Source organism: Micromonospora sediminicola, assembly GCF_900089585.1.
GTDB lineage: Bacteria > Actinomycetota > Actinomycetes > Mycobacteriales > Micromonosporaceae > Micromonospora > Micromonospora sediminicola.
Genome location: NZ_FLRH01000003.1, coordinates 2,377,235 through 2,396,816, shown reverse-complemented (window position 1 = coordinate 2,396,816; position 19,582 = coordinate 2,377,235). Strand labels below are relative to the sequence as shown.

Annotated in this window: 14 protein-coding genes; 3 read left to right on the top strand and 11 right to left on the bottom strand. The window is 75.4% G+C overall.

Features of this window, described 5'->3' with window-relative positions; translation table 11 throughout:
• Positions 1–161: 161 nt before the first annotated feature.
• The 7 genes from GA0070622_RS11835 to GA0070622_RS11805 form a co-directional block, all read right to left on the bottom strand.
• On the bottom strand, positions 162–2,429 hold the full coding sequence (locus tag GA0070622_RS11835) for a rhamnogalacturonan lyase family protein (protein WP_091573351.1): 2,268 nt from the start codon (positions 2,427–2,429) through the stop codon (positions 162–164).
• Between the two features lie 548 nt (positions 2,430–2,977).
• Complete coding sequence (locus GA0070622_RS11830; RefSeq protein WP_091573350.1) at positions 2,978–4,066, bottom strand: sulfite exporter TauE/SafE family protein; 1,089 nt, start codon at positions 4,064–4,066, stop codon at positions 2,978–2,980.
• A gap of 144 nt (positions 4,067–4,210) precedes the next feature.
• Positions 4,211–4,681 (bottom strand): RrF2 family transcriptional regulator, encoded by a 471-nt coding sequence (locus GA0070622_RS11825; protein ID WP_091573349.1) that lies wholly within the window; start codon positions 4,679–4,681, stop codon positions 4,211–4,213.
• A gap of 71 nt (positions 4,682–4,752) precedes the next feature.
• Positions 4,753–5,622 (bottom strand): acyl-CoA thioesterase, encoded by an 870-nt coding sequence (locus tag GA0070622_RS11820; protein WP_091573348.1) that lies wholly within the window; start codon positions 5,620–5,622, stop codon positions 4,753–4,755.
• Positions 5,623–5,751: 129 nt separating this feature from the next.
• Positions 5,752–7,200, bottom strand: a complete 1,449-nt coding sequence (gene pyk / locus GA0070622_RS11815) for a pyruvate kinase (RefSeq protein WP_091573347.1) — start codon at positions 7,198–7,200, stop codon at positions 5,752–5,754.
• 169 nt (positions 7,201–7,369) lie between these two features.
• Positions 7,370–8,797: an FAD-binding oxidoreductase gene (locus GA0070622_RS11810; protein WP_091573346.1), complete on the bottom strand. Its 1,428-nt coding sequence runs from the start codon at positions 8,795–8,797 to the stop codon at positions 7,370–7,372.
• A gap of 120 nt (positions 8,798–8,917) precedes the next feature.
• Positions 8,918–9,283 carry a YciI family protein gene (locus tag GA0070622_RS11805; RefSeq protein WP_091573345.1) on the bottom strand — a complete coding sequence of 122 codons (366 nt, stop codon included), beginning with the start codon at positions 9,281–9,283 and terminating at the stop codon, positions 8,918–8,920.
• A gap of 218 nt (positions 9,284–9,501) precedes the next feature.
• Between GA0070622_RS11805 and GA0070622_RS11800 the strand changes: the two genes are divergently transcribed.
• The 3 genes from GA0070622_RS11800 to GA0070622_RS11790 all read left to right on the top strand — a co-directional run bounded on the left by GA0070622_RS11800 (position 9,502) and on the right by GA0070622_RS11790 (position 14,664).
• Positions 9,502–12,048: a SpoIIE family protein phosphatase gene (locus GA0070622_RS11800; protein ID WP_091573344.1), complete on the top strand. Its 2,547-nt coding sequence runs from the start codon at positions 9,502–9,504 to the stop codon at positions 12,046–12,048.
• 85 nt (positions 12,049–12,133) lie between these two features.
• Positions 12,134–13,000, top strand: a complete 867-nt coding sequence (locus tag GA0070622_RS11795; protein ID WP_091573343.1) for an aldo/keto reductase — start codon at positions 12,134–12,136, stop codon at positions 12,998–13,000.
• 71 nt (positions 13,001–13,071) lie between these two features.
• Complete coding sequence (locus tag GA0070622_RS11790; RefSeq protein WP_091573342.1) at positions 13,072–14,664, top strand: GMC family oxidoreductase; 1,593 nt, start codon at positions 13,072–13,074, stop codon at positions 14,662–14,664.
• Positions 14,665–14,706: 42 nt separating this feature from the next.
• Here GA0070622_RS11790 and GA0070622_RS11785 read toward each other — a convergent pair whose 3' ends face one another.
• The 4 genes from GA0070622_RS11785 to GA0070622_RS11770 all read right to left on the bottom strand — a co-directional run bounded on the left by GA0070622_RS11785 (position 14,707) and on the right by GA0070622_RS11770 (position 19,410).
• Positions 14,707–15,519 (bottom strand): lipase family alpha/beta hydrolase, encoded by an 813-nt coding sequence (locus GA0070622_RS11785; RefSeq protein ID WP_091573341.1) that lies wholly within the window; start codon positions 15,517–15,519, stop codon positions 14,707–14,709.
• 167 nt (positions 15,520–15,686) lie between these two features.
• The gene (locus GA0070622_RS11780) at positions 15,687–15,950 is read right to left on the bottom strand and encodes a DUF6244 family protein (RefSeq protein ID WP_091573340.1); all 264 of its coding nucleotides are present in this window, start codon (positions 15,948–15,950) and stop codon (positions 15,687–15,689) included.
• A 161-nt stretch (positions 15,951–16,111) separates the two neighbouring features.
• Positions 16,112–16,897, bottom strand: a complete 786-nt coding sequence (locus GA0070622_RS11775; RefSeq protein WP_091573339.1) for a hypothetical protein — start codon at positions 16,895–16,897, stop codon at positions 16,112–16,114.
• Positions 16,894–19,410: an FtsK/SpoIIIE domain-containing protein gene (locus GA0070622_RS11770; protein ID WP_091573338.1), complete on the bottom strand. Its 2,517-nt coding sequence runs from the start codon at positions 19,408–19,410 to the stop codon at positions 16,894–16,896. The genes GA0070622_RS11775 and GA0070622_RS11770 overlap by 4 nt, the downstream gene beginning before the upstream one ends.
• Between the last annotated feature and the right edge of the window lie 172 nt (positions 19,411–19,582).

The following is a 19,582-nucleotide window of genomic DNA, read 5'->3' as shown; positions in this document are numbered from 1 at the left end:
TTCATAGCGACGTCACCGCAGCGTCGCGTGGGACGCATAGCTTTGTCCCCGGTGGTGGTACGGCATTCCCGGTCGGGACGGGTCGGGAATGCTGCGGTGTGGTGCACCGGGTCGCCGGCCGAGCGGATTCCGCGGCCGGCGGCCCGGTGCCTGCTTTTCCGTCAGCGCAGGTAGATGTTCGGCGCGGCCGGCGTGCTCATGCCGTCGCCGAGGTGGAATCCCGGGTGCGGCGGTTGGTTGTAGGCGGTGTTCTGCCAGGCCACGGCCACCCGATACTGCGGGTCGTGCATCAGGGTGGGCAGCCGCAGGCCGGTGGTGACCGGTGTGCTGTAGATCCGCAGCGCGGTGCTGTCGGCGGTGCGCCAGACCACCTCCTCGCGCCAGTCGCCGAGGATGTCACCGGAGAGTGCCGGGGTGGACTTGGTGCCGTTGTTGGACGCGACGTTGCCGCCGGTGAGCAGGCGGGTCTCGCCGCCGGTGCCGTATTTGTCGACCTTGGTGCCGTCGAGCAGCTCGCGGACCGGATCGCCGTCCCACCAGATCAGGAAGTTCGCCGAGGACGGCTTGCGGCCGACGTTCTGGCCCCGGGTGTTGAGCAGGCCGTCGACCGCCGACGACCAGGACTCCGCGCCGGGGCTGCCGGCCCAGACGTCGTCCGAGACACCCCGGCCGTTGTCGCCGTTGGGCGCGGTCTGCCAGAGGATCTGCCCGGTACGCGCGTCGGCCATCCACGAGCTGGGCTTGCTGGCGTCCTCGTCGACCTTGAACACCTCCAGGCCGGCGCGGGCCGGGTCGAGGTCGCCGACGTGCAGCGCGTCGCCGTGACCGTTGCCGGTGGAGTAGAGGAGCCGGCCGTTGTCGTCGATCGTGGCCGCGCCGTACACGATCTCCTGGCGGCCGTCGCCGTCCACGTCGGCGACGGACAGGTTGTGGTTGCCCTGACCGGCGGCGGCGCCGTTGCCGGACGCGTTGGAGTCGAACGTCCACCGCCTGCGCAGCGTGCCGTCGCGGAAGTCCCAGGCGGCGATCACCGCCCGGGTGTAGTAGCCGCGCGCCATGACCAGCGAGGGGCGCTGCCCGTCCAGGTAGGCGGTGGCGGCGAGGAACCGGTCCACCCGGTTGCCGTAGGAGTCACCCCAGGACGAGACGGTGCCGCGCGGCGGGTCGTAGTCGACAGTGGACAGGGCGGCGCCGGTGCGGCCGTCGAACATGGTCAGGTACTCGGGGCCGGCGAGCACGTAGCCGCTGGAGTTGCGGTGGTCGGCGGAGGCGTTCCCGATCACCTGGCCGGTGCCGGAGCGGGTGCCGTCGGCGGTCTTCATGGCCACCTCGGCGTCCCCGTCGCCGTCGTAGTCGTAGACCTGGAACTGGGTGTAGTGGGCGCCGGCGCGGATGTTGCGGCCCAGGTCCACGCGCCACAGCCGGGCGCCGGTGAGGGTGTACGCGTCGACGTGGACGGTGCCGGTGTAGCCGGACTGCGAGTTGTCCTTGGCGTTCGACGGGTCCCACTTGAGCACGAACTCGTAGCGGCCGTCGCCGTCCAGGTCGCCCACGCTCGCGTCGTTGGCGGAGTAGGTGTACGCCTCGCCGCTGGGCGTCGTGCCGCCGGGCGGCGGCTGGATCGGCACGTCGAGATAGCCGTTGGCGAACTGCAGCGCCGGGGCGGAGGCCGCCTGCTCGGCGCCGTCCACCACGGCCCGCACGATGTACGCGGAGCCGGCAGCCGCGCCGGCGTCCAGGTAGGTGGTGGCCCCGGTGATCGGGCTGCCGTTGACCTTCGTGCCGCCCCGGTAGAGGTTGAACGACACGCCAGTGGTCTCGGTGCCGAGCAGCCGCCAGGAGACCAGGTTCCCGCTTCCGGAGCGGACGCTGACCAGCCCTCGGTCGAGCTTCTCCATCTGCTTGGCGCCGGCCGGTGGCGTGGTCGGTGGAGGCGTCGTGGGGGGTGGCGTGGTCGGCGGCGCCGTGGTGGGGGGTGGTGTGGTGGGCGGAGGCGTGGTCGGGGTAGCGCCGGTACAGGTGGTGCCGTTGAGCGTGAAGGCGGTCGGCGCGGGGTTGGCGGCGTTGTTCCACGAGCCGTTGAAGCCGAAACTGGCGGTGCCGCCGGTGCCGATCGCCGCGTTGTAGCCGGCGTCGCGGGCGGTGACCTGGGTGCCGGACTGGCTGACCGTGGCGTTCCAGGCCTGGACGACCTGCTGGCCGGCGGCGAAGCTCCAGGCGAGCGTCCAGCCGTTCACCGGGTCGCCGAGGTTGGTCACGGTGACGTCGGCGCCGAAGCCGCCGCTCCACTGGTTGGTGATCCGGTAGTCGACCCGGCAGGCAACGGCCGCCGCGGCGGCGGTCACCGTGGTGAGCGCGCCGGCCGTCAGGGTGAGCGCCGAGGCCGCGGCGAGCAGCGCGAGCCGACGGCGTGGGGTGGTGGGATGCACGGGGATGCCTTTCGCGGAGGTCAGGCACGCGAGGGCGCCGGCCTGCCCGGGCCGGCGAGAGGATACGCGCGCTGACGCGACGGCCGACGCCGGACATCGACGTCGGTAACTAGGCTCCGCGTTCCGTCAGGCTAGGGCATCCCCGCACGCCCGACAAGTCGCTGCCCCGACAAGGCCGGCGCGCCCCGGCCGCTCGCCGGAGGCGGAGACCGCCGACCGCTGACTCCCGCCGGCCGCTGGCCGGTGACGGTGAACGCGTCCCCTCCGCGGTCCCGCCCCGGCCACGGGCCGGGCTGCCGGCTGGCGGTCCGTCACTCCCGGTAGCCGCCGTCCACGACCGACGATGGAAAGGGCCGATATACCGCTGAGTCATAAATATGACCCAGCGGTATATCGCTCGAAAAGGATGGGGTCTCGACCGGCGACGCGCCGACGGAGGCCGCGCCGGCGGGTGTTCAGCCGGGGGCTTGTCGTGTCTGTACCGCCCCCGGGGAGACGCCGCTCCCGCCCGGCACGGATCACCAGGCCCGGGCCCGGGGCGGGCCGCGTCAGCTCTCGACGGCGGCAGCGAGCCGGCGGGACTCCCCCGGCTCGTCGAGCGGGGTGGCAGCCTCGGGGGCGGCGGGAACGGCCGAAGCGGCGGGAACGGCCGAAGCGGGAACGGCCGGAGCGGGAACGGCCGGAGCGGGAACGGCCGGAGCAGCAGAAGCGGCGGGAACGGCCGGATCGGCCGGATCGGCCGGAGCGGCGGCGAGCGCCGCGTCGACAGTGGCGCGGGCACGGCGGGCGCGGCGCAGCGCGCGTACCGCCAGCACCACGGCGAGCAGCCAGCCGGCGCCGAGCGCCGCGTAGACCAGGGCCGGCACCGGGCCACCCAGCTCGCCGGCGCGCAGCAGGGTGCGGGCGTTGGTCAGCACGATCACGCCGCCGATGACGGCGCCGAGCACCTGGGCGGGCACGATGCGGACCAGCCAGGCCGCGATCGGCGCGGCGATCAGGCCGCCGACCAGCAGCGCGGCCACGGTGGGCAGCAGGAAGCCCTCGGAGCCGAGCCCGATCAGGAAGCCGAGGCTGGCCGCGCCCGCCACCACGAACTCGGAGGTGTCCACCGAGCCGATGACCTTGCGCGGCTCCATCCGGCCGGAGACCAGCAGCGCCGGGGTGGCGACCGGACCCCAGCCGCCACCGCCGGTGGCGTCGACGAAGCCGGCGACCAGCCCGAGCGGGGCCAGGAAGCGGCTGCGCAGCCGGCCGGCGGCGCGGTTGGCGCGCAGCGGCCGGGAGAAGCGGACCAGCAGGTACGCGCCGAGGGTGAACAGGATGGCGGCCATCCACGGGGCGGCCGACTCGGTGGAGATGGAGCTGAGGAAGGTGGCGCCGGCGAACGCGCCGAGCGCGCCCGGCAGGGCGATGCGCCCGACCACCTTCCAGTCGACGTTGCCGAAGCGCCAGTGCGAGACGCCGGCGGCGAGCGTGGTGCCGATCTCGGCCAGGTGCACCGAGGCGGAGGCGGCGGCCGGCGCGACCCCGGCGAAGAGCAGCAGGGTCGAGGAGGTCAGCCCGTACGCCATGCCGAGCGCGCCGTCGACCAGTTGCGCGGCGAGCCCGACGAGGGCGAGGACCAGCAGCTTGCGCACGAGCGCCCCCTGACTTTTCGGTATCTCCTATCGACTTGGTCGACAATGCGGCACGGAGGGGGTCCCGGTCAAGTCCCCCATCCGGTTGGTGGGAACACGCCGGACGGCCCCGACGACGGGCGGTCGGGAGCGGAGCGGCGGGCGTCAGCTCCAGGCGCGCGGGTCGGCGGCCAGCTCGTTGACCCGGCCGGGCAGCGTGCCGCCGGCCACGTCGGCGATGGTGACCAGCTCCAGGATCTCCCGCTCGCTGGCCCGCAGCGCGATCCAGACGTCCTGCAGCGCACGGGCCGCGCCCTGGTAGCCGAGTTGCTCCGGACGCTGCCCGCGCACGTGCGCGAGCGGGCCGTCGATCACGCGGATCACCTCGGCCAGGGAGATCTCGGACGCCGGTCGGGCCAGCCAGTAGCCGCCCTCCGGGCCGCGCTGCGCGTGCACGATGCCGCCCCGGCGCAGCTGGAGCAGGATGCTCTCGAGGAACTTCGGCGGGATGTCCTGGGAGCGGGCGATCTGCTCGGCGGTCACCGGCCGACTCCGCCCGACGGCCGCGCCGTCGGCGACCGAGGCCAGCTCGGCGGCCGCACGGAGGGCGTAGTCGACCCGGGCGGAGAGACGCATGCCGGCAAGGTTAGTCGCCGGTTCAGCCGCCCGGACTCCCGACCCTCGGCCGATCGGTCACGGTTGCCGGCTCAGCCGCCGACCCGGCGCAGCAGCCCCTCCTGCACGGCGCTGGCGATGTGCCGGCCGTCGGTGGTGAACATCCGGCCGGTGGCCAGGCCACGGGCCCCCGACGCCGACGGGCTCCAGCAGTCGTAGAGGAACCACTCGTCGGCGCGGAACGGCCGGTGGAACCAGAGCGCGTGGTCGAGGCTGGCGCCCACCACACCACCCGGCCCCCACACCTCGCCGTGCACCGACAGCACCGAGTCGAGCAGCGTCAGGTCGGACGCGTACGTGAGGGCGCAGGCGTGCAGCAGCGGGTCGTCCGGCAGCTTGCCGTCGATGCGCATCCAGACCCGCTGGTGCGGCTCGGCCGGCCGGTCGCCGGGGCGTACCCAGCCGGGCTCGCCGACGTAGCGCACGTCGATCGGGCGCGGGATCTGGCCCCAGATGCCGAGCCGTTCCGGGTAGCGGGACAGCCGGTCGGTCATGGTCGGCACGTCGTCCGGCGCGGGCACGTCGGGCGGGAGCGGGGCGTGGTGGTCCAGCCCCTCCTCCTGCCGCTGGAACGACGCCGACATGAAGAAGATCGGCTTGTCGTGCTGCAACGCCACCGAGCGGCGCACCGAGAAGGAGCGGCCGTCGCGGACGTTCTCCACCTGGTAGTCGATCGGCTCGGCCGGGTCACCGGGCCGGACGAAGTAGCCGTGCAGCGAGTGCACGGCCCGCTCCGGGTCGACCGTGCGGCCGGCCGCGACCAACGCCTGGCCGGCGACCTGACCGCCGTAGACCCGCTGCGGGCCCACCGGCGGGCTCATCCCGCGGAAGGCCATCTCGCCGGTCTGCGCCAGGTCCAGCACCTCCAGGAGCTGGTCGACCGCCGCCTGCCCGGTCGCCACCGGAGCGTCACTCACCGCGCCACCTTCGTTCGCGACTGCGGGGCTCGCAACACCGGCTCACTCCTCACGCTCACCGCGCCACCTTCGTTCGCGACTGCGGGGCTCGCGAACCCGGCTCACTCCTCGCGCTCACTGAAGGGCCCGGGCCGAGGCCGCGTCGACGAGCGAACCGAGCTGGTGCACCCGCAGCGTGTTGGTGGAGCCGGGGGTGCCGGGCGGGCTGCCCGCCACGATCACCACGTAGTCGCCCGGGTTGGCCCGGTTGAGGCCGAGCAGCGCCTGGTCGACCTGGCGGAACATGTCGTCGGTGTGCTCGACGAACGGCATCAGGAACGTCTCCACGCCCCAGCAGAGCGCGAGCTGGTTGCGCACCTCCGGCACCGGGGTGAAGGCCAGCAGCGGCAGGTCGCAGTGCAGCCGGCTGAGCCGCTTGACGGTGTCGCCGGTCTGCGAGAACGCCACCATGGCCTTGGCGCCGATGGCGCGGGCGATGGAGGACGCGGCGACGGTCAGCGCGCCGCCGTGCGTACGCGGGTCGTGCTGCAGCCGGGGGACGGCGATCGAGCCGGCCTCGGTGGTGGTGACGATCTTCGCCATGGTGCTGACGGTGAGCACCGGGTACTTGCCGACGCTGGTCTCGCCGGAGAGCATCACCGCGTCCGCGCCGTCGAGCACCGCGTTGGCCACGTCGGAGGCCTCGGCGCGGGTGGGGCGGGAGTTCTCGATCATCGAGTCGAGCATCTGGGTGGCCACGATGACCGGCTTGGCGTTCTCCCGGCAGAGCTGCACGGCGCGCTTCTGCACCAGCGGGACCTGGTCCAGCGGCAGCTCGACGCCGAGGTCGCCGCGGGCGACCATGACGCCGTCGAAGGCGAGCACGATCGCCTCCAGGTGGTCGACCGCCTCCGGCTTCTCGACCTTGGCGAGGACCGGGCGGCGCACGCCCTCCTCGTCCATGATCGAGTGGACCAGCTTGATGTCCTCCGCCGAGCGGACGAACGACAGCGCGACCAGGTCGACGCCGAGGCCGAGGGCGAAGCGCAGGTCCTCGGCGTCCTTGTCGGACATGGCCGGGACGCTGACCGCCACGTTGGGCAGCGAGACGCCCTTGTTGTTGGAGACCGGGCCGCCCTCGGTGACCAGGCAGCGGATGTCGTTGCCGGTGACGTCGCTGACCTCGACCGCGACCCGGCCGTCGTCGATCAGCAGCCGGTCGCCCGGCTTCACCTCCTGTGGCAGCTTGCGGTAGGTGCAGGAGACCCGCTCCTTGGTGCCGACGATCTCGTCGCTGGTGATCACCACGGAGTCGCCGGTGCGCCACTCGTGCGGCCCGTCGGCGAAGCGGCCGAGGCGGATCTTGGGGCCCTGGAGGTCGGCGAGGACGGCGACCGGCTTGCCGGAGGCCTCGGCGGCCTCCCGGACCATCCGGTAGACCGACTCGTGGTCCTCGTGACTGCCGTGGCTGAAGTTGAGCCTCGCCACGTTCATGCCCGCCTCGACGAGCCCCCGGATGCGCTCCGGGGACGAGGTGGCGGGGCCGAGAGTGCAGACGATCTTCGCGCGGCGTGTCACGCCCATCAGGCTAGTCTCTCCTCCGGATCGACCTGCCGGCCGACCCCTTGCGGACTGTGGAACAGTTGTCCAACGACGCGCGAAACCCGCGCGGGCGGGCGGTGGATGCACCGCACCGCGACGTCGTGAGTGGCGGGCATCGGCGACCGCGCGGCGGAAATCGTACCGCTCGCCGTCACCGTCCGGCCGGGTGCTCCCGGGGATCCGGTCGCCCCTGTCCGACGCGGGGCACGGGCGGGCCGGCCGGCGGCAGCGTGGGCACGGCCGAGAAGACGCCCCGGGGGTCGTAGCGGCGCTTGGCCCGGCGCAGCCGGTCCCAGTTCGGACCGTAGGCCAGCCGGACCCGGTCGGTCTCCTCCGGCGCGAGCAGGTTCGGGTAGCCACCGGGCAGCGCGTGCGGGGCCAGGGCCGCGCTGGTGTGTTCGGCCCACGCCCGGTGCGGCGCCGGGTCGTCGCCCGGCGCCCAGACCGCGATGATCTCGGCGAGCAGGTGGTCGGCGCGCAGCCCGAACGCGGTCTCCCCCACCCCCACCCGGGCCGCCGCGCCGTGGAAGTGGTGCAGCGCGATCGCGGAGAACGGCGAGGTGACCGCGCCGGCCGCCGCGGTCAGCGCGGCCACCACCGGCTCGTCCACCCGGGGCAACCACCGGGTACGCAGCAGGTAGTGGTTGCCGTCGGCCATCCCGCCGTCGAACATGCGCAGCACGTCCTCGTACGGCAGCGGTGCGACCTGGTCGACCAGCGGGGTGCCGAGCGCCCGCAGCCGGTCCACCGCGGCCCGTCCCGCCGCCTCGTCGGCGCCGGTGAACACCGGGGCGAGGAAGACCACCGGCTCCCCCGCCGGGCCGGGCAGGAAGCCGGCCATCACGGTCAACTCGTCCGGCGCCCGGCGCACCTCCTCGCCGTAGCCGCGCAGCACCGCCGTCGCCTGGTCCAACGGGAACAGCAGCATGCCGGCGAGTGCGGCGGCCAGCGGGTGGGTGCGGTAGCGCAGCGCGGTGACCACGCCGAAGTTGCCGCCTCCGCCGCGCAGCGCCCAGTACAGCTCGGGCTCGTGCGTGGCGTCGGCGGTCACCCGGCGGCCGTCGGCGAGCACCACCTCGGCCCCGAGCAGGTTGTCCAGCGCCAACCCGAACCGGCCGCAGAGCGGGCCGTAACCGCCGGCCAGGGTCAGCCCGGCCAGCCCGACCGCACGCACCACGCCGGTGGCGACGACCCGGTCGTACGGTCGCAGGGCGGCGAGCACGTCGGCGGCCGTCGCCCCGCCGCCCACGGTGACCTCTCCGGTCCCGGGGTCGAGGTCCACCCGGCGCAGCGCGGTGAGGTCGAGGACCAGGCCACCGTCGCGCAGGGCCCGGCCGGCCCAATCGTGGCCGCCGGCGCGCACCGACAGCGGCACGTGGCAGCGCCCGGCGACGCGAACCGCGTGCGCGACCTCCCCGGCGTCGCGGACGCGGGCCACCAGGGCGGGAGCGGCGACCGGGGCGCCGTTCCACAGCCGCACGGCGTCGGGGTAACCGGCGTCGGCCGGGGTGAGCAGGCGGTCGCCGAGCAGCTCGCGGAGCAGGTCGGTGGCGCGCGGCAGGTCCGGGGCGGAGGTCATGGCGGCTCCTCGACCGACCCGGGCCGGCGGCGCCGGACGGGCCGGGGCGGCTCACTGCGCCGGACCGTAGCACCGCCGCGACGCCGCCGCCGTCGCCCGCGCGACAGTGCGCGGCGCCCCTCAGCTCTGGGTCTTGAGCAGCGGGAACTCCAGCGAGCCGGCGGGGCAGAGGAAGGTGAGCACCTCGACCCGGTAGAGCCCGGCCTGCACCGCGGGATCGGCCTCCATGACGCTGCGCACGTCGTCCACCGAACCGGTCCGGGCCAGGCCGAAGCCGATCGGCGGGTCGGGTTCCCGGGCCGGGCCGTCCACCGAGCCGTCGACCAGCACGATGCCGCGTCGCTGCAGCGCCCCCATGTGCTGGACGTGCTCGGCCTGCAACCGCTGCACGGTCTCCTCCGGCAGCGCCCGCCCGGACGGACCGGGGTAGAGCACGATGCACTCGTACGTGTCCAGCGCGAAGTCGAGCCGTGGCGTCGCCCCCATGCGCACCTCCTGACCACCGTCCCGCCCAGCCTCGCACGCCGGCCCCGGGGCCCGGGCGGGCTCAGCGCAACTGGGTACGCCGGCGGCCCGGTTGCCGACGTGCTGGGAGGTACGTCCAGCCGGGCCGCGCCGAGGACCGGATCGACGATCGCCATCCACCTCGGGCCGCTGGTACGTTTCCGGAAACTGAGGACGCCTGATGCCGAGCGGAGGTCCCGGTGAGCAGCACCCCGCCGGACGACGCCCGGTGGCCGGACGTCGTCGCCGCCACGGGCGGGGACGCGGGCGCGGTTCGCGGCGACCAGCGGCTGCGGCTGCTCGCCGCGCTGGCCACGGCGCTGGCCGACGCGAGCGACCCGGACGAGGTGGCCCGGCGGGCGGTCAAGGTGCTGGCCGGAACTCCCGCGCTGCCCTTCGTGCAGCTCCACCTGGCCGGGCCGGACGCTCCACGACCGGCCGCCACGGACGGGGTCGAGGTTCCGCCGGCGCCGGCGGACGGGTGGCCGGTGGCCGCCGTGCTGGCCGACGGCATGCCCCGGCTGCTGCCGCCGCGCACCGACGACGGCTCGACCGCGCCGGTGGTCGCCGTGCAGCCGGTGCCCGACCCCGACGGCGACCGCCCGGCCGGGGTGCTGGTCGCCGCGCTGGCTCCGGGTGGCCCGGTCGACGCCGACGACCGCACCTTCGTCGAGCTGGTCGCCGGGCAGGTCGGCACGGCGCTGGCGCTGGCCCGGGCGAGGCGGGCGGCGGACGGCGCCGCGCCGGCCGAGCTGCGGCTGTTCCAGGCGCTGGTGGAACGCTCCGGCGACTTCATCGCGGTGGCCACGCCGGACGGTCGGACCGTCTACGTCAACCCGGCCGGACGGGCGCTGGTCGGGCTCGGTGACCGGGAGCGGGTGGACGGGCTGGGCCTGGTCGACTTCGCCGCCCCGGACGCGCGGGAGCTGTGGCGCGCCGAGCTCATCCCGACCGCGTTGCGCGAGGGGCACCACCGGGCGGAGAGCCGCCTGGTGCGCCGGGACACCGGCGAGGCGATCGACGTCGACCACCAGACGTTCACCGTCGCCACCGGCGACGGGCGGGACGGCACCGCGTTCGTGGCCACCGTGGCGCGCGACGTCAGCGACCGGCAGCGGGCGCTGCGCCGGGCCGAGGCGCTGGCCCGGCTCGCCGGGGCGCTCAGCTCGGCGCGTGGCCACGAGGCCATCGTGGAGGTGGTGACCACGGTCGGGCCGGCCGTGGTGGACGCGGTCGCGCTGCGGGTGGCGCTCGCCCGGCCCGGCCGTACCGTGCTCGACGTGGCCGGCGGCGACGTCCCCGCCGAGCGGGTGCCGGTGGACGCCGAGGCCCCGCTGGCCCGCGCGGTACGCGACAACGCGGCGCTGCCGCTGACCGGCGTCGACGGCCGGACCACCGGGCTGTGCCTGCCGCTGCGCTACGGCGACGGTGCCGCGCTGGGCGCCCTGGAGGTGCGCTGGGCCGGGCCGGTCGCCGAGGACGAGGCGCTGCGGAACCTGCTCGACGCGGTGGCCGGGTTGAGCAGCCAGGCGCTGCAACGGGCCGAGCTGACCGGGTCGGCGCAGGCGATGGCCGGCTTCGCCGCCCGGCTCAGCGTGACCCGCTCCACCGCCGAGGCGATCGAGGTGATCCTCGACGCCGCCACCACGGCGCTCGGGGCGGAGCTGCCCGGGCTGGCCATGCGGGACGAGGGCCGCCGGGTCCGGCTCTGGCACCACGGCGACGTGCCGGGCACGCTGGCCGCCACGTTCCGCGACCTGACCGTCGACGATCCGCGCCCGATCGTGCGCGCGCTGCGCGACGGGGAGCGCATCGTGCTGCGCGACCGGGCCGACTTCACCGCCCGGTTCCCCGGGCTGCCCGACCCGGTCGGCGGGCACGGCCTGGTCACCACCGTGGCGCTGCCGCTGTTCGGCGCCGGTCGCCGCCCGATCGCCGCGCTGGGCTTCGGCTGGCGACGGGAACGGCCGCTGCGCGACAGCGACCTGGCGTTGCTGGACACCGTCGCCGACCTGTGCGAGCAGACGCTGGAGCGGGTCCGGCTGGCCGCCGCCGAGCACAACCTGGTGACCCGCCTGGCCGGCCGGCTGCGCAGCTCGTCGCTGACCACCCCGCGCGGCCTGGAGGTGGCCACCCGCTACCGGCCCGCGATGAGCGGCCTGCACCTGGGCGGCGACTGGTACGACCTGGTCCGCCAGGAGGGCGACCGGCTGGCCGTGGTGCTCGGCGACGTGGTCGGGCACCAGGTGGAGGCCGCGGCCGACATGGCGCAGCTGCGCACCATGCTGAACACGCTGATCCGGCTGGGCGTGCCGCTGGAGGAGGTGTTCCTGCGGCTCACCGAACTGCTCGGCGTCGGCTTCCTCGGCACCTGCCTGGTCGTGGTGGTCGACCCGCGGGCCCGCACCGCGCGGGTGGCCCGCGCCGGCCACCCGCACCCGGTGGTGCTGCCCGCCGGCGCGCCGCCGCGCACCGTGCACACCGAGAACGCGATGCCGCTGGGCATGGTCGACCGACCGATGACCGCCACCACGATCCCGTTCGGCCCCGGCGACCTGCTGGTGGCGTACACGGACGGGCTGGTGGAGCGGCGCGGCCGGCCGTACGACGAGGGCGTCGCGGCGCTGCACCGGGCGCTGGTCGCGGTGCGCGACGAGCCGGCGGAGGCGATCGCGGACGCGTTGCTGCGCGACCTGGCCGGCTCCGAGGACGACCAGGCGCTGGTGGTGCTGCGGCACCTCGGCTGAGCGGGCATCGGCGGGCCGTTTCGGGGAATGTCGAACGGTCGGGCGACGTGACCGCCCGCCGACCGCGCGACACAGGAGGACCGTGATGGCCACCAGCACCCAGCCGGCGAAGGCGTCGGGCAGCTACCGGATCGGCGGTGACCTGCGGGTCGACCGCCTCGGCTACGGGGCTATGCAGCTCACCGGCCCGGGCGTCTGGGGCGACCCGAAGGACCCGGCCGAGGCGGTGCGGGTGCTGCGCCGCGCGTACGAGCGGGGCGTGACGTTCATCGACACCGCGGACTCGTACGGGCCGTTCGTCAGCGAGATGCTGATCCGGGAGGCGCTGCACCCGTACGCCGAGGACCTGGTGGTCGCGACGAAGGCCGGGCTGACCCGCTCCGGTCCGGGCGACTGGCGGCCGGTGGGGCGCCCGGAGTACCTGCGCCAGCAGTGCGAGCTGAGCCTGCGTCACCTGGGGCTGGACTGCATCCCGCTCTACCAGCTGCACCGGATCGACGAGAAGGTGCCGCTGGCCGACCAGCTCGGTGAGCTGGCGCTGCTCAAGCAGGAGGGCAAGATCCGGCACATCGGGCTCTCCGAGGTGAGCGTCGAGCAGATCGAGCAGGCCCGGGCGATCACCCCGATCGTGTCGGTGCAGAACCTCTACAACCTGGCCGACCGCAGCGCCGAGGACGTGTTGACCCACTGCGAGCGCAACGACCTGGCGTTCATCCCGTGGTTCCCGATCGCCACCGGCAACCTGGCCCGCCCCGGTGGCCCGCTGGACGCGATCTCGACCAGCCACGGGGCCAGCCCCGCGCAGCTCGCCCTGGCCTGGCTGTTGCGGCGCTCGCCGGTCATGCTGCCCATTCCGGGTACGTCGTCGGTGGCGCACCTGGAGGAGAACGTGGCGGCGGCCGAGGTGGAGCTGAGCGACGACGAGTTCGAGGCGTTGGCGCACGCGGCCTGAGCCGGTCGGCCCTTTGCGGCGCGTGATCGAACAACTACCGTCAGAAGGATTCTCACGAGTGGGGGTCCGCTGTGGACGAGTTCGACTACGTCGTCGTGGGCGCCGGTGCGGCGGGATGCGTGCTGGCCAACCGGCTCTCCGAGGACCCGGGCACCCGGGTGCTGCTGCTGGAGGCGGGCGGCTGGGACCGCAGCCCGTTCGTCCGCGTGCCGAAGGCGTTCTCCCGGTTGATGGACGACCCGCGCACCGCCTGGCACTACCCGGCGACGATCGGGCCCGACCGGCGGGAGACCTGGCAGCGCGGCCGGATGATCGGCGGCTCGACCTCGGTCAACGGGATGATCTGGAGCCGGGGCGCGGCCCGGGACTGGGACGCGCTGGCGCCGCTGGGTTGGGGCTGGTCCACGATGCGGCAGGTGTTCCAGCGGCTGGAGGACCACCCGCTGGGCCCGGCACCGCACCGGGGCGTCGGCGGTCCGGTGCGGCTCTCCGTCGCCACCGGCACCGACCCGCTCGCCGAGGAGATGGTGGCGACCGGCGTCGGGCTGGGCTGGCGCCGGGTGGACGACCTGGACGCCGACGACGACGAGCGGATCGGCTACCCGACCGCCACCATCCACCGCGGACGCCGGGTCAGCGCCGCCGACGCGTTCCTGCACCCGTGCCGCAGCCGGCCCAACCTGACCGTCGTGGTCGAGGCGGTCGTGCTGCGCGTGCTGGTCGAGGGCGGCCGGGCGGTCGGCGTACGGGTCGCGCACCGGGGCCGGGAGGTCGAGCACCGGGCGGCCGGCGAGGTGATCCTCGCCGCGGGGGCACTGGCCACCCCGCAGCTGTTGCAGGTCTCCGGCATCGGTCCGGCGGACACCCTGCGAGCGGCCGGCGTGCCGGTGCTGCTCGACCGGCGTCGGGTGGGCGCCGGCCTGCGAGAGCACCGGTCCGTGGCGATGCAGTACCGGCTCGCCGGGCCGGGCGGCTACAACGCCCGGCTCGGCAGTCCGCTCGGGCAGGCCCGCGCGGCGCTGCGCTGGCTGCTCACCCGGGGCGGCCCGCTCGCGCTGCCGGTGCTCGACGTCGCGGCCCACGTGAAGTCCCGACCGGAGCTGGACCGCCCGGACGCCCACCTGCTGATGGCGCCGTTCTCCGCCGCCCCGCCGCGTCCGGGTCGGGCGCTGGAGCTGGAACGGGAGCCCGGCGTGATGTGCCTGGGCACGGTGACCCGGCCGGACAGCGAGGGCCACCTCGCGATCACCGACGCCGACCCGCGTACCGCACCGGCGATCGTGGCGAACTACCTGGCCACCGTGCACGACCGGCGGGTGGCGGTCGACCTGTTCCGCCGGATGCGGGAGTTCTTCGGCGCCGGGCCGATCGCCGGGCGGGTCCGGGCGGAGACGGTGCCCGGGCCGGCCACCCGGACCGACGAGGAGATCGTCGAGGCGGCCGTCGCGCACGGCTACTGCGGGTACCACGCCATCGGCACCTGCGCGATGGGCCCGGACGACGACCACGTGGTGGATCCGCGGCTGCGGGTGCGCGGCGTCGACGGGCTACGGGTGGTCGACGCGTCGGTGCTGCCGGTGATGGTGGCGGGCTGGACCAGCGCCCCGGTGACCGCACTGGCCTGGCGGGCGTCCGACCTGATCCTCGGTCGCGACCGGGGGTGAGCGTTCCGTTCCGGGCCCGCCCGTCGGCGGGCCCGGAACGGGTCAGACGGCGAAGCAGTTCGGCCGGATCTGCGCGTCGGCCAACGTCTGGCGCACCGCCGTGTAGGTGGTGCCGTCCAGGACCAGGCCGAGGTGCCCGACGACCCGCAGCGGGCACCACGCCTGCACCAGGATGTTGGTCGCGCCGTCGGCGAGCGCCGCGTTGTCGACCGGCCGGACCAGTTCGTCCTGCCAGGTGCGCACCGTGGTCCAGCGGACCGGGCCCGGCGTGTCGTCACCGGCGTTGAGGTCGGCGAGGAAGCTCGACCCGATGGTCATCTGCTGGCAGGCGACGATGCCGGCACAGCTGCCCAGCCCCAGGAAGTTGACGATGTTGGCGACGTAGGTGCCGTACTGCGGGCTGCCCAGGCTGACGTACTGGTCGACCTTGGCGGAGCCGCCGAGGAACTTGACGTACCAGCGGCTGACCAGGCCACCCTCGGAGTGGGTGACCAGGTCGACCCGGCTCGCGCCGGTGGCGGCACGGACCTGGTCCACGTAGGACGACAGCGCCCGGGCGGACTCGCGGATGTCGCCGAAGCCGAGGTTCGGCAGTTGGTAGATGGAGACCCGGTAGCCGTCGGCCCGCAGCCGGGCGGCGATCGGCTCGTAGGCGATGGAGATTCCGATCAGGCCGCCGACCACGACGACCGGGTCGGCCGCCGCGGCGGCGGCCCGGTCGGCGGCGGTGACGGTGTCCACGGTGGACACCGTGGCCGGCGGGGTGGTGGGTTCGGCTGCGGCGTGCGCGGCGGTGGCCGGCAGGAGCAGGGCGGTGGCGGCGGTGGTGGCGGCCAGGATCGTTCGGAGCAGCATGGGCTGCACCTCCGGTGGGGAGGCACCCGGGAGACCCGGGAGGGACGGGTGGGATCCGATCGATCGTGGGAACGATGATGCGTGTCCGATTTCACACACGTCAATGGAAAGTTACGCGCCGGTAACCAGTTGTCGCGCCCTCCGCGCAAACCGGCATGCCGGGCGGTTCAGTTGCCCAGCGCCTGGACCTTCGCGATCGTCTCCTGCACGTGCTGCCGCGCCGGCTCCCCGCCCTGCGCCGCCTGCGCCAACGCCTGCCGGTAGGCGTCGATGACCCCGATCAGCGGGCCGGCCGTGGCCCCCTCCAGCGCGCCGGCCACCAGCGCCCGCGCCTCCGCCGCGTCCTGGGCGGCGGCCGCGGTGCGCGCCTTGGCCTCGTCCAGCTTCTGCGCCGCCGCCGCCAGCCTCGCGATGATCTCCGCCGCGCTCACAAGCCCTCCCCGCTCCCGCCCTCCCGACTACCGCGCAGCCTACCGCCCGCCGCAACCACGCCACGCTCGTCGATCTTGGAGTTATGGCGCCCAGGAAATGAGGTTTCGTGGCTTTTCTGTGGTGCCACAACTCCAAGATCGACGAAGCGGGCGGGCAGGGGTCAGCGGAGGAGGCGGAACAGGACGAGGTAGAGGCAGAACAGGGACGGGGAGACCAGGGCGCAGATCACGAAGCCGAGCGGGACGTAGCGGCCGGCCGGGGCGGCCCCGTCGTCGATCACCGGGCGGCCCCACCGGGCCAGCACGAGCTGACCGGCCACGAAGGACATCAGCGGCACGCCGGCGCAGGACAGCGCCGCCACCAGGTCCATCCCGGACACCGGCAGCGGCGAGCCGACCAGCGCGGCCAGCATGAGCAGCGAGCCGACCAGCGCGCAGCCGCCGTACACCGCCACCGCCCGTGCCGGCGCCGACCAGGTGGGCAGCAGCACCGGCGTCCGGGCCAGCGCCTCGGCCTCCTGCCCGTGCCGGTCGGCCTCGTCGGCGAGGCGGCCGGCCGCCGCCAGCTCCGTCGCCGGGTCACCGGCCCGCGGCTCCGGCACGCTCCCCCCGGGATACGCCCCGACCTCCGCCCGCCCCGGCGCGGCGGCTGCGCCGCCGGTCACCCCGTCCCCCGGTCCGGGGCTCGTCGGCGGCCCCGCCGGCACGCCACCGGCCGGCACCGCCGGGGCCGGCACCTCGGCCGGAACCGCACTCATCGGCACCCCGATCGCCTGCCCGAACTGCTCCAGGCGCTGCCCCTGCGCGGCGAGCCGCTGCCCGAGCGTGTCCACCCCGGTCTGCAGCCCGCGCCGGCGCTCCGCCTCGGCGGCGATCGCCCGTTCCCCGCCGCGCTGCCGGCCGGACAACTCCCGGATCAGCGCCGCGTAGTCGTCGAACCCGCTCACGGCTGTTCGCTCTCGCCGGCGAACGGCACGATCAGGGCGGTGCGGTGCTCGTGCCGGTCGACCAGCAGGGCGCGGCCATCCCGTGGGGTGTAGGCGAGGTCGTGCGTGCCGAGGTGCAGGCCCAGGTCGGCGGCCGGCACGTTCAGCGCGACCAGGGCGGTCACGTCGTCGCGGTGGCCGCTGCCGCCGAGGTCGTCGGCGAGCCGGCGCAGCCCGCGCCACCAGCCGAGCACGTGCACCCCGCGCGCCGGGCCGTGGCGCAGTACCGCGCGCAGGTCGTCGTACCCGGAGCGGAACGTGCCCGGGTCGGTCGCGCCCAGCACGCCGGCCGCGGCGTCCATCCCGAACCCGACCAGGTAGGTGCGGCCCGCCGTCGGGGCTTCGCCGCCGGCCGCCTCGGCGAGGTGGGCGCGCAACCCGTCGACGTCCAGCCGGCGTACCGGGTGGCCGGCCGCGGCCAGCGTCATGGCCAGGTCGTCGGCGACGTCGGTGGTGCCCGGCGCCAGCGGGGCGAACAGGAACCGGGCGCTGCCGGGAGCGTGCTGCCGGGCCAGCGAGAGGGCCGCCGACCGGAGCACGTCCGCGCCGCCGGCGGCGGTGCCCACCACCGCCAGGTGCCGGCCCGGGCTCGCGTCGAGGGCGAACCCGGCGGCGCTGCCGGCGACGTCGACGACGCGGCCCACCAGCGCGTACGGCGGGTCGGCGCCGGGTGCCAGCGCGGCCCAGGCGGGGTCGTCGGTGAGCCGGGGCGTCTCGTGGCCACGGAAGACCGCCGGCGGGTGGGAGCCGTCGGGTCGGGCCGCGTGCAGCTCGTGGCGCAGCGCCGCCAGCTCGGCCGAGGCGGCGTGCGCGTCGGGGAACCGCACCTCGACCTCCGCGCCGGGCGCGCCGGCGGAGGTGTTCACCACGGCGGTGCCGACGGTGAGCCCGCGCGCCGCGTCGTTGCGCGGGTCCAGCACGGCGTCCCCGCCGGGCAGCGCGACGCGCAGCGGGAACTGACCGAAGATGGCCTCGGCCCGGCCGTAGAGCGCCTCGATGCCGGTGGTGCTCTGGCTGGCCAGCACCAGGTGCAGGCCGTACGAGCGGCCCTTGCGGGCCAGCTCCTCGATCAGGTCGACGGCCTGCCGGGCCAGCGCGTCGTTGCCGGCGAACAGCACGTGGAACTCGTCGACGACGGTGACGATCCGGGGCGGCCGGGCGTTCGGCGGCAGGTCGGCGAGCCGGCTGACCCCGTGGCGTTTGAGCAGGTCGGCGCGGCGGCCCAGCTCGGCGCGCAGCTCGCGCAGCACGGCGACGCCGTACTCCCGGTCGGACTCGATGCCCACCGCGCGGGCGTGCGGCAGCCAGGACGGGTCGCGGTCGGTGGGCACGAACTCGGTGAAGCTGACCCCCTCCTTGAAGTCGAGCAGCATCAGCCGCAGCTCGGCCGGGGAGTAGCGGGCCGCCAGCCCGTAGAGCACGTCGAGCAGCAGCACCGTCTTGCCGGCGCCGGTGCGCCCGCCGACCAGCCAGTGCGGGGTGGCGTCGTCGAACGCGACGGCCAGCGGCCGACGGCCGGCGCGGCCGAGCGTGGTCCGCAGGCCGGTGGCGGCGGAGAACGTCCAGCGCTCCGCCGGGAGCAGGTCGGCGAACGTGACGACGTCCTGGTCGACCGCCTCGGCGTAGCGGCGGGCCAGCGCGGTCACCGCGGCGTGCGACGGGTCGCCGTCGAGCACCACCGGCGCGGCCAGTCCAGTGCCGTCGGTGCTGAACGGTCGCCCGGGCGGATCGCCCACGAGGGTGTAGCGCTCGGTGAGCCGCAGCTGGGTGGTGGCGCCCAGCGGCGGCGCCGTGGTCACTCCGGCCGGCGGGTGCCCGGCCAGCAGCACGCACACGGCCGCGGCCGGGCCGGCGTGGGTCAGCGCGGCCAGCCGGGCCAGTTCCCGGGGCGCGGGCGCGGACGCGGCGACCACCACCAGCAGCTCACGGTCCTCCGGTGCGCTGCGCTGGGCGGCGCGGGCGTGCCGTTCCGCCGCCTCCAGCAGCGCGGTCGTCTCCGCCTCGGTGGTCGCCGCCGGGCCGAGCACGCCGACGTCGTGCAGCGGGCGCAGGGGCAGGAAGGCCGCGCCGAAGGCGGCCTGGTCGATGCCGACCACCCGGACCGCGCCGGCCGGGGCGGCGGTGAGCAGCCGCACCACCACCGCGCGCAGCAGCTCGCCGACGCGCGGGTCGCGGGCATCCGCGTCGACCGCGAGGTGGGCGCCGGCCCCCACCGGCACGAGGACCGGGAACGCGCCGTCGACCGTCCGGGCCTCGCCGAGGCGTACCGGGACGGGGTGGGTGGCGACGCGGGCGGTGCCGGGCACCGCGGCGGCCATCTCCCCGCCCAGCCGGGCCAGCCGCGCGACCAGCGCGGGGCTGCCGACGGGCGCCGGGCCGGCGGCGCCGAGCATCCGCCGGGCCACCTCCCAGTGGCGCAGCGCCTGCCGGTGTCGGTCGACCGCCTGCCGGTACGCCGCCGCGAGCCTGCCCACCGTCCGCCCTCCGACGCCGTCTGCGATCGAAGGAACCCTAACGGACGCGCGCCGCACCGGCACGGGACGCTCGGCACCCGAGGTTCGTCCACTGTTCACCCCGGGTCGCACGGCCGCGCCGCCCGCCGTTCCCCCGGCGCGGATTGCCTGCCAGTGCAACCCGTGTGCACAG